Source organism: Anabaena sp. 4-3, assembly GCF_001597745.1.
Taxonomy (GTDB): Bacteria; Cyanobacteriota; Cyanobacteriia; order Cyanobacteriales; family Nostocaceae; genus Trichormus.
In genome coordinates, this window is sequence record NZ_LUHJ01000068.1 from 1 (window position 1) to 14,812 (window position 14,812).

Here is a 14,812-nt window from a genome sequence, read left to right on the forward strand (position 1 = left end):
TAGTGGTGGAAAGTTGATAGAAATAAATCGATGGTTCCCTAGTTCCAAGCTTTGCTCTAATTGTCATTACCAAATTTCGGAGTTACCGCTAGATGAGAGAACTTGGACTTGCCCAAGTTGTGGTACTCGTCATGATAGAGATGGTAATGCTGCGATCAATATTAGAGCAGAAGGTATCAGAATGCTGTCCTCCTCTGGGACGGGGGAGGCTAACGCCAATGGAGAGGATGTAAGACCAATTCGCGGACGCAAATCCAAGATGAGGCAATCTTCCGTGAAGTTGGAAGCTCCAACTATAGCGTCAGCTTAGTTGGAGTAGTTCACTAGAGGAATCCGATTTGATTCATGAAATGACATACGTAGCCAGGGAACTCTTAACAGGGAACACAGAAGAAGTAGTTCCGAAGTGTACGAAGTTTTTTCAAAAATCAAAGATGAATCCTATAGTCATTAGTCATAGCACGGTTGACAGTTGACGGTTAACTGTTAACTAATGACTAATGACTAATGACTAATGACTAATGACTAATGACTAATGACTAATATTCGTCCTGCCAAAATTACTCAAGTGATACCAGACTCCATCGCCGCCGAGATGGGTTTTGAAGCGGGGGATGCCATTGTCGCCATCAACGGCACACCACCCCGTGATTTAATTGATTATCAATTTCTCTGTGCAGATGAATTTCTGGAATTAGAAGTTTTAGATGCCTCTGGTAAAACTCATTATATCGAGATTGAAAAAGACTACGACGAAGACCTGGGGTTAGAGTTTGAGGCGGCACTGTTTGATGCGTTAATACAGTGCAATAATCGTTGCCCATTCTGCTTTATTGATCAACAACCACCCGGTAAACGTTCTAGCTTGTATTTAAAAGACGATGATTATCGCCTCAGCTTTTTATACGGCTCATATTTAACCCTTACCAATTTACCGGAACGGGAATGGCAACGAATTGAACAAATGCGGCTGTCGCCGTTGTATGTGTCGGTTCATGCCACAGAACCGGAAGTCAGAATTAAACTGCTAAAAAATCAGCGTGCCGGACAAATTTTGTCACAACTGCGATGGTTTCAAGAAAGGCGTTTGCAAATTCATGCTCAAGTAGTAGTATGTCCGGGAATCAATGATGGGCAACACCTGGAAAAAACCCTCAGAGATTTAGCATCTTTTTATACTGAAGAGATGCCAACGGTGGCATCAATAGCAGTTGTACCAGTCGGGTTGACAAGATTTCGTCCTGAACAAGATGAACTTATTCCCGTAACTCCAGAAAAAGCCCAGGAAGTAATTAAGCAAGTGCAATTACTCACCAAAGAATTCCGCCAAAAATCTGGCTCTAATATTGCGTGGTTAGCTGATGAATGGTTTTTGATTGCTGGTGCTGAATTACCCAGTGAATCTGAATATGAAGAATATCCACAAATTGACAACGGTGTGGGTTCAATTCGCTTATTTATTAAACAATTTGAAACGGCGGCAGCGAAATTATTACCGAAAAAAATCGCCCATCCCAAAAAGTTAACTTGGGTAGTGGGTAATGCCGTAGAAAAAGCCTTTCAACCAATTGTCAACCGCTTGAATGCCGTTGCTGGTTTGTCAGTAAATATGCAAGCTCTCAATAGTGATTATTGGGGGCAAGCTATTAGTGTCACCGGCTTGATTACAGGGCATGACTTAATTTTGAAATTACAAGGGCAGGATTTAGGTGAGGGAATTTTACTCCCAAAGGTGATGCTTAAACATGAAGAATTAGTATTTTTAGATGATGTGAGCGTTGCCGAAGTTGCTGGAAAATTAAATACCAAAATTTTGCCAGTTGCAGGTGTAGAAGAACTGATAACAACCTGCATAAGTGAGGTGTGAAGGCTTGATTGTTAAATATCAGTCATTTCTCGGAGGTGAATTATGGTTATACTGCCTCATAAATAATAAATAATTGAGCAATGAGGAGTGATGAGTAGTGAAGAATCAGGAAAAAAATCATCAAAAAAATCCCAAATGGTCATTAAATAATTACAGATTCTTCATTGTTACTGCTCAATTGCTGATTGTTAATTGGTTTCATATTCCGGCAGTCAAAGCGGCAACGGCAACACCTGTAGTCGGCGTAGTCCAGAGTCAAGAAAACAGCCAATATTGGCAGGGAATTACCCAACGCTTGCAGACAATTGGTGTGCCGTATTGTGTGCTGCCCTTATCTAACGTTAAGAGTGTTGCGGATTGGGGCGATCGCCCCATCGTATTTTTACCAAATATTGAAACCATCACACCAACGCAAGCGATCGCTTTGCAAGCATGGATGAACAAAGGTGGTAACTTGATTGCTAGCGGCCCCGTGGGTAGTCTTTCCACCCCCGGAGTCCGCGAATCACTCAAAACATTATTAGGTAGCTATTGGGCATTCAGCCTCAAAGATAGACAAAAAATCAACCCAACCGCCACTCAAATACCAAACTCGCTCAACCAAAACACACTATTTGGACAAGTGCATGGCGGCGTGTTAGTTCCCAATGATGGTTCTGGTAGGGTGGTTGCTGTTTGGAATTCCCCAGACTCACCGGCGGCGGTAGTATTAACAGAAAATTCCACCTTTTTGGGTTGGCGGTGGGGAACAGATGCAGCTTCTACTGCCGAATTAGATATTGCTTGGTTAAAAACTGCTGTTAATCGTCATCTAGCAACGCCATCCAATAGCCACAAAAACATCACCACCACCCCCCAAAACTGTCCCACTCCCCCCACTCCCCCTACTTCCTCCACTGCCTATTCCCCTCTGCCCACTTCCCTTAAATCAGACGAAGCTATTGATCAATTAGAACAAACAGTACAGTGGAATATTGCGCCTAATTCCAATGCACCGATGACTCAGCGTGAAGCTGTGGCTATGCAACAACAGCTAGACAATTTGATTGGTAGAGTAGAAAGTGCTAACGTAGCCGCATTAGCCCATGCACCTCGGCGCAATCAATCCCAATCTGCGAAGGAAGACAGCACACAATTAGTGGCAACGGGACTTGGTACACCCACCAGCGATCAACAGCAAGCGATCGCTCAAGCCAGAGTAGTAGCCAAAAACTTACCCAGATTAATTGCTAATAAAAATTATGCCCTAGCTCGTCAACAATGGCTGGCAGCTAGGACAAAATTATGGCAACAGTTTCCTATTGATCGCAGATTAGCCACCGCAGAAATTCGCGCAGTTTGGTTAGACAGAGGCACAATTATCCGTGCAGGTAGTGAAAAAGGACTGGCGAAAATTTTTGATCGCCTAGCGCAAGCAGGAATCAATACAGTTTTTTTTGAAACTGTCAATGCTGGTTATCCTATTTATCCCAGCCGAGTTGCACCGCAGCAAAACCCATTAGTTCGTAATTGGAACCCCTTGGCGGCGGCTGTGAAATTAGCCCATGGGCGCGGCATGGAGTTACACGCTTGGGTTTGGACTTTTGCGGCTGGTAATCAGCGTCATAATCAACTGCTAAAACTGAATATTGATTATCCGGGGCCTGTGTTAGCGGCTCATCCTCAGTGGGCTAACTACGATCACCAAGGTAAAATGATTCCTATTGGTCAGACAAAGCCATTTTTTGACCCAGCTAATCCCGAATTGCGGCAATATTTACTCAAATTATATGAGGAGATTGTCACAGAATATAACGTGGATGGTTTACAGCTAGACTACATCCGCTATCCGTTTCAAGATCCAAAAGCCGGGCGCACTTATGGTTATGGTAAAGCCGCTAGAGAACAGTTCCAAAAATTGACAGGTGTAGATCCTATTAGTATCACTCCCAGTCAAACCCAATTATGGCAGCAGTGGACAGCATTTCGCACTCAGCAAGTAGATAGCTTTGTGGCGCAAGTGTCGCAGATGTTGCGTCAAAAACGCACAAATTTAGTTTTGTCAGTGGCGGTATTTCCCTTACCAGAACAAGAACGCATCGAGAAGCTACAACAACATTGGGAAGTTTGGGCGCGGCGAGGAGATATAGATTTAATTATTCCCATGACTTACGCCCAAGATACTGTCAAGTTTCAAGCCCTAGCGCAACCTTGGATAACTTCGACTCAGTTAGGTTCTACTTTATTAATCCCAGGAATTCGTTTACTGTCTTTACCAACATTGGCAGCATTTGATCAATTGCAACTGATTAGAGATTTACCTGTGAGTGGTTATGCACTCTTCGCCGCAGAAAATTTCAACAACGAATTACATCAACTTTTTAGTAATACTCAAGGTCAACTTTCATCTGCAATCCGTGAACCTATTCCTCATCGTCACTCATTCTCTGCTGCCTTGACACGGTATGTTGCTTTACAGCGAGAATGGCAAATAATATTGTCAAAGGAAAAACTGCAAATATCACCACAAATAGTTTTAGAGTTGCATCAACAAGCAGAAGTCGTGAAAAACTCCCTCAATTACTTGGCGGCTTCTCCTTCTAAAACTAAATTGCTAGCCACAAAAGCCGCTTTGACAAGGTTTCAAGCTCAGTTTCGGGTATGGATGCGTCAACAAGGTAAGGATAACACTTACCAAGTCAAAGCCTGGGAAAATCGTCTGGCAGCTATAGACAGGTTATTGCGTTACGGTGAACGCAGGTTAAAATTGGATACTGAAAATCAGAAGCATCAATCAAAATAATTTAGCGATCGCCGCAGATTTGGACACGGTACAATAGAGAATAGTTGGCTGTTGTATTTCTTCATACTAACTTTACAGTATTTGTACGCCAGAGATTATTATTTATTTAGCATCAAAATATTACAAAAGACCAAAACCATCTGCTGAAGATAACTATCATTTAATGTTAGATATGGTCATTACTTATGCCTTCATTACCTCAACTTCTCTGGCTACAATGCTGGATGTCAATTATTGATTGTTCGCCACTGACGGTTGAGCCAGAAACACCAGTGTCAAAGGTAATTTCACTGATGGCAAAACAAGGTGCTGGCATGGTCGTAGTCATAGACTCCCTGGTAGTAGGATACTTATTAGAGCAAGATGTGGTCAAACTGGTAGCTGCCGGGATTAATTGCCAAAATACTCCTATTTCTGCTGTTATGCAGCATGCCGAAGCTATCACCTATAAACTGTCAAATTTGCAGAATATCACCACAATATTTTCTCTGTTAGCCAAACATCAATCAAGTTGCCTGTTAGTAGTAGATGAATTAGGTGAACTGGTGGGAACGGTAACATCTGCAAGTATTTGTCAGGGACTACAAAAATCACTCAACCATCCTTACCAAGCACAAGAAACGCAATTGCCAGAAAATAGACAGTTAGTCTGGGGGATGGATAAAGTTGCGCCTGCAATGTTGCAGTTAATTATCGATACCATCCCTCAGTGTGTGTTTTGGAAAGATAGGAACTCGGTTTTCTTGGGCTGTAATCGCCAATTTGCTAGGATGTTAGGTTTTGAGCATCCAGAAGAAATTATTGGTAAAACAGATTACGACTTCCTCACTAACCATGAGGATGCTGACTTCTACCGCCAATGTGATGCTAGCGTGATGGAGAAAAACACGCCAATATATCACATTATTGAACCTTTACAGCAAGCAGATGGTCAACAAATTTGGCTAGAAACAAATAAAGTACCATTGCATGATGCTGAAGGCAATGTCATAGGCGTACTTGGCACCTTTGAAGATATTACCGAGCGCAAACAGACACAAGAAGCTTTAGCCAACAGCGAGGAACGGTTTCGGTTTTTGGCGGCATCCATCCCCCAACAAGTGTGGATTGCTCGCCCTGATGGCTACCTGGAATATGCGAACCACCGCACTCTGGAGTATTTTGGCTGCAATTTAGAGCAAACACTCGGTTGGCAATGGGAGAAATTTGTGCATCCCGATGATTTGCCCAGATGTTTGGCAAGTTGGAGTCAATGTTTAGCGACAGGCGCAAATTACGAAGTGGAATTTCGGCTATTAGGGTTGGGTTCTGGAACCTATCGTTGGCATTTAGCGCGAGCCTTACCTTTACGAAATCCGCAAGGTAACATCATTAATTGGTTTGGCACAAATACAGATATCCATGACTACAAATGTACACAGGAGGCATTAGCCGAACGAATCCGTTTAGCAGATTTTCGGGCTGAAGTTGACAGCATCCTGACTCACAGTTGGAGTTTACAGGAGATGATGCGCCACTGCACCGAAACTGTAGTCAAACATTTAAATGCTGCCTTTGCGCGGATTTGGCTAGTGAACAAACAAGAGAATGTCCTAGAGTTACAAGTTAGTTCTGGGATGTACACCCACATAGATGGCGCGCATCGGCGTATAGCCGTAGGTGAATTCAAAATTGGTTTAATTGCCCAAGAAGGTAAACCCCACCTCACCAACTCGGTACAGAATGATGCGCGTGTCAGTAATCAAGAGTGGGCGAAGCAGGAAGGGATGGTTGCTTTTGCTGGCTATCCAATGATTGTGGAAGGGGAAGTCTTGGGAGTGATAGCGATGTTTGCGCGCCAAGCCTTGGGCGAATCTACTTTTCAAGCTTTGGGAATTGCTGCCCATGAAATTGCTATTGGCATTCAGCGCAAACAAACGCAAATAGCATTACAAGAGAGTGAAGAAAGATTTCGTAACTTAGTTGAAGCTACCAGTGATTGGGTGTGGGAAGTTGATGAAAACATTATCTTCACCTATGTCAGCCCCAAAGTTAAGGATATTTTGGGTTATGAACCCCAGGAGTTAATCGGTACAAGCCCCTTGGAACTTCTACCCCCAGAAGAAGTTGAGCGTGTAGCGCAAGTCTTTGAGCCGATTGCCACTGCACAACAACCTTTTAAATGTCTGGAAAACATTAATATTCATAAAAATGGTCATTTAGTAATTTTAGAAACCAGTGGCGTACCGATATTTAATGCTGAAGGTAAATTTTGTGGCTACCGAGGAATTGATCGAGATATCACGACACGCAAACAGGCAGAGATAGCATTGCGGGAGACGCAGCAGCGATTACAGGCAATTTTAGATAATTCCCCAGCAGTAATTTATGTGTCAGATGTTGTTGACAATAGATACCTGCTGTTTAATCGCCAAGGTGAAAAATTATTGAATGTTACTCAAGAACAAATCATTGGCAAAAGTATATATGATGTTTGGCCTCGTCATATCGCTGATGAATTTGCCAAGAATAATGCTGATGTACTCACGACTGGGCAAGCCCTAGAAATTGAGGAAATAGTTACACAAGAGGATGGTTTACATACCTACTTATCGGTGAAATTTCCCCTCAAAGATACAAATGGTGTGATTTTCGCGGTGTGTGGCATATCAACAGATATCACCGAGCGCAAATTAGCCGAAGAGTCGCTGTTGCGCTTTCATAAAGCTATGAATAGCACCAGTGACTGTATTCTCATTGGTGATTTAATGGGTGAGGCTGTTTATGTTAACCCAGCTTTTCAGCAATTATACGGTTATAATGTCCAGGAATTAGCGGCAGCTGGCGGAGCATGGGTAATTTTCCAGCAGTCTCTAGAACGTCGCCACATCTTGAATGCACTCCATAGTGGTAAGTCTTGGCGCGGTGAAGTGACAATGCGATCGCGCAATGGTCAAATCATGCAAGTTTACCTCCGCGCTGATGCTATTAAAGATGCTCATGGTCAGGTGATTGGTACAGTATGTATTTATACTGATATTACCCAGCGCAAGCAAGTAGAGGAAGGTTTACGACTACGGGATCGGGCGATCGCTGCTAGCAATAATGGTATTATCATTGCTGATGCTAGCATTGCCAACGGGCCAATTATTTATGTAAATCCTGCCTTTGAGTCAATGACTGGCTACTCAGCAGATGAAGTCATTGGGCAGAACTTTCGTTTATTCCAAAGTGCCAATATCAATCAACCAGGGTTAGAAGAACTGAATGCCGCTATGCAAGAGGGCAGAGGTTGTAGCGTGGTTCTTCAAAGCTATCGTCCAGATGGCAGTATGTTTTGGCATGAGTTAAACATTTCCCCGGTGTATGACGTTGCCGGTAGACTCACCCATTACATTGGCATTCAAACAGATATCACTGAGCGTAAACAAGCAGAAACAGCACTACTAATTAGCCAACAGCGACTGCAATATTTATTAACATCTAGCCCAGCTGTCATCTATGCCTGTGAGACTGGTGGTGATTTTGGTGCTGTGTTCATCAGTGAAAATGCTAAAGATGTGCTTGGCTATGAAGCCACCGAATTTACATCAAATTCTGGTTTATGGGCGAGTCTGATCCACCCAGAAGACGCACCAAAGACATTTGCCAAACTTGCCCAGTCCTTAGAAATAGGGGAATATAAACTAGAATACCGCTTTTTACATCAAGACGGTACTTATCGTTGGCTGTATGACCAAGGCAAGGTAGTTAGGGACAATCTGGGTAATCCCATAGAATTTGTCGGTTACACGGCAGACATTACAGAACGCAAGCAATTAGAAGAAGAAATCAAAGTTGCACTAGAGAAAGAAAAAGAACTCAGTGAACTCAAATCCCGGTTTGTCGCCATGACTTCCCACGAATTTCGCACGCCGTTGAGTACCATCTTGTCTTCCTCAGAGTTACTAGAACATTACCGCCATCGATGGACAGAGGAAAAGCAACAAACTCATTTACATCGCATTCAAGCTGCTGTTAAGCGGATGACTGAAATGTTAAATGATGTGTTGGTAATTGGCAAGGCAGAAGCGGGAAAACTAGAGTTTACACCTAGACAATTGGATTTAGTAGACTACTGCCGTCATGTAGTAGAAGAAATCCCAGGGAATCTGATTCATGAGCGAGTTAACTTTGTGAGCGATCGCCAATCCTTTATCTGTTATATGGATGATAAATTACTCAGTCATATTCTGAGTAATTTACTTTCTAATGCTATTAAATATTCATCGGCAAATAGCCAAATAAAATTTTATCTTAATTGCTCGCATGAACAAGTTATATTTAAAATTCAAGATTCGGGTATTGGCATTCCCCCAGAAGATTTACCCCACCTATTTGAAACTTTTCACCGGGCTAAAAATGTCGGCAATATTGTCGGTACTGGTTTGGGATTAGCAATCGTTAAAAAGTGTGTGGATATATATCAAGGTGAAATTTTTGTAAAAAGTACCCTGGGAGTTGGTACAGTGTTTACTGTTCATCTCCCCCTGAAATAATGACATATAAATAGAGGTAAATAATGACTAAAATTTTAGTAATAGAAGATGAAGAATCTGTACGGGAAAATATCGTAGATTTGCTAGAAGCTGAGGCATTTGAAACTGTAGCGGCGGCTAACGGCAAAATTGGGATAAATTTGGCGATCGCCGAACTGCCTGATTTAATTCTATGCGACATGATGATGCCGGAAGTAGATGGTTATGGGGTATTGACAGAATTACGTCAAGAACCATTAACTGCGGCTATTCCGTTTATTTTCCTCACAGCCAAATCTGCTAAATCAGACTTCCGTCAAGGCATGGATATGGGTGCTGATGACTATGTAACTAAACCATTTACGCGAACAGAATTACTGAGTGCAGTCATCAATCGTTTGGAAAGACAGGCAACTTTAAAAAAATACTTGTTAAATCACGATGCGCTTAAATCAGCATCTCCTAAAACGCAGTTAATAGCCATGAATCTGCATCGTGTTATCAAACAACAAAAACTCCATGAATTTGAATTGCATTATCAGCCCATCGTAGATATTGCCTCTAGACAAATAATCGGGGCTGAAAGTCTATTGCGTTGGCAAAGTCCAGAATTGGGTTTAATTTCTCCCACAGAATTTATTCCCTTAGCCGAGTCTACCGGTTTAATTGTTAATATTGGGCATTGGGTTGTATCAACTGTTTGTCATCAAATTAGACGTTGGCGTGATATAGGAATCGATGATTTAACTATTACTGTCAATTTATCGGCAATTGAATTTAGCCATCCAGACTTAATTCAAAAAATCACCCATGCTTTAAATAGCAATAATTTAGAGGCGAAATATCTGGAATTAGAACTAACTGAAAGTATGATTATGCAAGTAAACAATGCACTTGTTACCATGAATGAATTGCGTTCCCTAGGAATGCGAATTGCTATTGATGATTTTGGTACAGGTTATTCTTCTTTAGCCTATCTCAAAAATTTACCAGTTAATACTTTAAAAATTGACCGTTATTTTATCCATAATGTGGATCAAGATTATCAGAAATCTGCAATTACCAAAGCTTTAATCGAAATGGCTCATAATCTTAATATGCGAGTCATAGCTGAAGGTGTAGAGACAGAAGCCGAATTATCTTTTTTACAACAAAATCGCTGCGATGCTATGCAAGGATTTCTGTTTAGTCCGCCCTTAAAACTTGGAGAATTTGAAAAAATCTTATGTAATCAACAACACTTACCCGCCTAATAAATTATTGGGTATTGGGAAATAAATAGATATTTCGATGACTAGAGCATATTCGATTATTGCCAATTATCACATAAATCAACTTTGAAAACCTATATCAATTCACAAAGATGGCTTTTTACTTTTTAGTTTATTATTTAATATGAACAAAATTTTAGTTATAGAAGATGACATCAATGTACGTCACAACATTTTAGAACTATTAGAAAATGAGGGATTTCACTTAATTGCCGCAGAAAATGGAAAACTGGGTGTGCAATTAGCGCAGGAAGAACATCCTGATTTGATTATTTGTGATGTGATGATGCCAGAATTGGATGGTTATAGCGTACTCAAGGTTTTACGTCAACATCCGACAACAGCGATGATTCCTTTAATCTTTCTCACTGCCAAATCTGATAAAACTGACTTTCGTCAAGCTATGGCAATGGGAGCCGATGATTATATCATTAAACCTTTTACAAGACATGAGTTACTAGCCGCTATTGCTGGCAGGTTAGAAAAACAAACAACTATTCATCTGGAAACTCAGAAGAAACTTGATAATCTCAGGAATAGTATTGCTCTATCTCTCCCCCATGAAATGCGAACACCTCTCAATGGTATCTTAGGTTTCTCACAAATTTTAATAGAAGAAAGTGAAACTTTAGATTCACAATCAATCCGGGAGATGGCAGAATCTATCTACTATTCTGGTGAAAGGTTATTTAGATTAATTCAAAACTTTTTATTGTACGCAGAACTAGAAATTATTGCCTCAGATCCACAACAAATTAAATCTTTACAGAGTGCAACCACAAAGTTTCCGACATTATCACTAATTAATATCATCACGGAAAGAGTCAAAAAAGCAGATAGAGAAGCAGACTTACAACTTGATTTGTGTTCATGCCATGTCAAAATCTCCCTAGAAAAAATGTCTAAAATTGTGGAGGAGTTAATTGATAATGCTGTGAAGTTTTCTTCTATAGGGAGCTTAATTCAAGTGACTAGCCAGTGTATTAATAATACATTGGTTTTATCGTTTATTGATCGAGGTCGCGGAATCACAGCCGAGCAAATGGCAGAATTAGGCGCGTATCGCCAATTTGAACGCAAACTTTATGAGCAACAAGGCACAGGGCTAGGATTAACCATTGCTAAACGCCTAGCTGAATTACATAGTGGAAAACTCAAAATTCACAGTCAGCCACAACAAAAAACAGTTGTGCAAGTCATGTTACCGTGTTGCACGGTATCAGAAGGAAGGCTTATATGAAAATAGCTGGCAACAATCACCAACCTGCGGTCGAGGGAACAGGAAACAGAGAGGTTTTTGATGAGATGCAAGCATATTTTTGCCTGTTTCACCACCCATCAATGGCTCAGAATCCCCACTCTTTGGGGCGATTGTGTTGAGCGGGGTAACAGTCCCCGTCCAACACCTTCCTGTTGCCTCTTGCCTGTTCCCTTTCACTAAGGACTATAATGTTGGCATAAAATTTTTTGTAGCTGGCTATTAGATTTATCTGATCTGAATTGCTTTTTGGGAAAACAATAATATTCTTGTAGCAAAAAAAATTTAGTTATGACTGAGAATGGAAATAATGAACAATTAAAAGTCCATGAGGCTTCCTCTCACTCAGGAACACGTTACTGGGGTAATGTGGAGGTGATTGAGGAGGGAGAAACCTATAGAATTAGTCGCATTGAAATCAAGCCTAGACATGGTATCAAACCTCAAATACATTATCACCGTAATGAACATTGGGTTGTAGTTTCTGGTGTAGCTAAGGTGACTTGTGGAAATGAGGAAATATTACTATGCCGTAACCAATCAACTTATGTTCCATCCGCAACGCTGCATAAAGTCGAAAATCCAGGATCTATTCCTTTGGTAATCCTGGAAATTCAAAATGGCGAATATCTAGGTGAAGATGATACAGAACGCCCTTATGATCTAAATTTGGTGAAGCCGGCACCAGAAAGTTAGTAGAAGGGAGTGGGGAGAATTTGACAATCACCGCCCTAAAAGTGCGGTGATTCTTTGTTCACAGACCCAACTTGCTCAGACAGGATTTCTCCAACCTGAGTAGAGGTCGAATCTCCCAAAGCGTTCGGATCTAAGATCCAAGTTCCCGTATGCCCTACGGTACTCAAGGCTAATTTCAGAATGTTGATTGCAGCATTCCAATCTCTATCCATCTCAAAACCACATTCACAGACATGAGTTCTTGTAGATAGAGATTTTTTCACTACTGCACCACAATTAGAACATTCTTGGGAAGTATAGGCAGGATTAACAGCAATGGTTATTCTGCCAAACTTCACACCAAAATACTCTAACCATTTTCTGAATTGATACCAACCAGCATCATTAATAGATTTAGCCAGACAATGATTTTTTACTAAATTTTTAATCCTCAAATCTAGCCTTCGGCAAGGCTTCGCCTACATAAGCTACCAAATCGTTAGATTGGATTACGCAACGCGCCACTCGCTTAGCGTGTTCTATACGTTGCCTACTTATTTTGAGGTGTACTCGACCTAATCTATTAACAGCTTTCTTACGGTTGATAGAAGCCCTTTTTTTCCGAGAAACACGACGTTGATAAAACTTTAATCGTTTTTCTCCTGTACGATAAAATCTAGGATTAGGTTCACTATGCCCATTACTGTCCGTATAGAATTCTTTTAATCCAACATCCAACCCGATAGTTTTACCAGTCGGCTGTGTTTCTATTTTGTTATCTACACTTATCAAGAATTGGGCATAATATCCGTCTGCACGACGTACTAACCTCACCCGTTTTATCTGTTCTATTGGATAGAAGTTTAAGTCCCACGTTCCTTTTAGTTTCAGGTTGCCAATTCCTTTTTTGTCTGTAAAAGTAATCTGCTTTCTCGTTTGTGATAACTTCCAGCCAGAGGTTTTGTATTCCACTGAACGGTTATTTTTCTTAAATTTTGGATAACCTTTCTTACCTGGAATATTTTTCTTGCAGTTATCATAAAACCGAGCTATTGAGCTATACGCTCTTTCTACTCCTACCTGACAAGCATGAGAGTTTAAAGCTTTCACAAAGGGATATTCAGCCCTTAACACAGTATTGTAGCGATATAACTCTTTCTGCCCTACACCATGATTATCCATCCAGAAACGGATACACTTATTGCGGACAAATTGAGCGGTTCTGATCGCCTCATCTATAGCTGCGTATTGAGTTGTTTTCCCTTTGACTTTAAACTCTAAAACTCTCATTGACGTGGAAAACATCTACGGCATTTATCCTAATACAAACAAAGCCGCCCTGCAAGGGCGGGGCTTGTATCCCATTCCTTTGGTCAATTGATTGGTACCCAATCCCCAGTAACCAATCCCCAATCCCTTCTAGTTGCCGGTAGCTTCTAAAACCAGCCTTCCTGTTCTAAGGTTTCAATCAGTTGTAAGCCACGAGGATCGCCTACGCCTAAGAGTGAGGCTTTAGCATCTTCGCGCACGCCTAAGTCTTTGTCTTCTGCAAAGGACTGAATCAAGGCATCAATTGCTGTGGCATAAACTACGTTAGAAGGTAGCTCTTTACACAGTTGTCCTATTGCCCAAGCACTGTTGCTTCTGACTGCGGCTACTGGATCTTGGACTAAGGCTTCAATGAGGGGGGGTATTGCGCCTAATACTGCTTCATAACTAACTTCTGCCATTTGTGCTAAGGCACTAGCAGACCAAAGGCGCACGGCGGAGATATCAGTTCTTAAGGCATCTGCTAGGGGTGCTAAACCACGGCGATCGCGACAGTTTCCTAATGCCCAGACTACGCCTTTACGTACATAGCCGTTCCAGTCTTGATTTAACTGGGTAATTAATGGTTCTACAGCATCTGGGCTAGGATTGCGCCCAATTCCATAGGCTGCACTCACCCGCACTAAGGGACAGGTATCAGTCAATAAGCGAATTAAATGGGGTGTGGCACGTTGGTCTTCTATGTCGCAAAAAGCGCGAGCAGCTAGCATCCTTTGCGGTGGTTGGGTATGTTCCAAAAGTGCTAGCATCTCGTCTGGGTCAGGTTTTGCTAATTCTGACTCAGCCGTGATTGGTTCTATTTTATCTAAGGGGCTTTCTAATTCTTCCTCGACATCGAGTAGGCTTAGTTCTTCTTCGTCATACATAATTTATCTTATATACCGGAGTGCTATTTATATGTAACCTCCGTACTCATCTATTAAAGCTTTATTTTTATTGATTAAACCATTGTACACCTAAAATACACGGGAGCGCAGGGAGATGAGGGAGTGGGGGAGATGAGGGTGTGGGGGAAGATGAGGGTGTGGGGGAAGATGAGGGAGTGGGGGAGATGAGAGAGTGGGGGAGATGAGGGAGTGGGGGAGAAAAACTAATGACTAATGACTAATGACTAATGACTAATGACTAATGACT

General features: G+C 41.5%; 8 protein-coding genes and 1 pseudogene. 7 read left to right on the forward strand and 2 right to left on the reverse strand.

Features of this window, described 5'->3' with window-relative positions; translation table 11 throughout:
- The 7 genes from A3775_RS19120 to A3775_RS19150 all read left to right on the forward strand — a co-directional run.
- Positions 1-310: zinc ribbon domain-containing protein (locus tag A3775_RS19120; RefSeq protein ID WP_156481683.1), on the forward strand; the 310-nt coding region annotated here is incomplete at its 5' end.
- Positions 311-535: 225 nt separating this feature from the next.
- Complete coding sequence (locus A3775_RS19125) at positions 536-1,867, forward strand: TIGR03279 family radical SAM protein (protein WP_066426304.1); 1,332 nt, start codon at positions 536-538, stop codon at positions 1,865-1,867.
- Between the two features lie 97 nt (positions 1,868-1,964).
- Entirely contained in the window at positions 1,965-4,649 is a 2,685-nt protein-coding gene (locus A3775_RS19130; RefSeq protein ID WP_066426306.1) for a glycoside hydrolase family 10 protein, read from the forward strand.
- A gap of 185 nt (positions 4,650-4,834) precedes the next feature.
- Positions 4,835-9,166: a PAS domain S-box protein gene (locus A3775_RS19135; protein ID WP_197480194.1), complete on the forward strand. Its 4,332-nt coding sequence runs from the start codon at positions 4,835-4,837 to the stop codon at positions 9,164-9,166.
- A gap of 23 nt (positions 9,167-9,189) precedes the next feature.
- Complete coding sequence (locus tag A3775_RS19140; protein WP_066377019.1) at positions 9,190-10,398, forward strand: EAL domain-containing response regulator; 1,209 nt, start codon at positions 9,190-9,192, stop codon at positions 10,396-10,398.
- Positions 10,399-10,540: 142 nt separating this feature from the next.
- Positions 10,541-11,656, forward strand: coding sequence for a response regulator (locus A3775_RS19145; protein WP_066377018.1), 1,116 nt, complete (start codon positions 10,541-10,543; stop codon positions 11,654-11,656).
- 309 nt (positions 11,657-11,965) lie between these two features.
- Positions 11,966-12,370, forward strand: coding sequence for a phosphomannose isomerase type II C-terminal cupin domain (locus tag A3775_RS19150; RefSeq protein ID WP_066377016.1), 405 nt, complete (start codon positions 11,966-11,968; stop codon positions 12,368-12,370).
- 35 nt (positions 12,371-12,405) lie between these two features.
- On the opposite strand, the pseudogene A3775_RS19155 reads toward A3775_RS19150, so the two are convergent.
- Together A3775_RS19155 and A3775_RS19160 are read right to left on the reverse strand one after the other, a co-directional pair.
- Positions 12,406-13,639, reverse strand: a pseudogene (locus A3775_RS19155) (RNA-guided endonuclease InsQ/TnpB family protein).
- Between the two features lie 146 nt (positions 13,640-13,785).
- Complete coding sequence (locus A3775_RS19160; RefSeq protein WP_066377009.1) at positions 13,786-14,544, reverse strand: HEAT repeat domain-containing protein; 759 nt, start codon at positions 14,542-14,544, stop codon at positions 13,786-13,788.
- Positions 14,545-14,812: the final 268 nt, after the last annotated feature.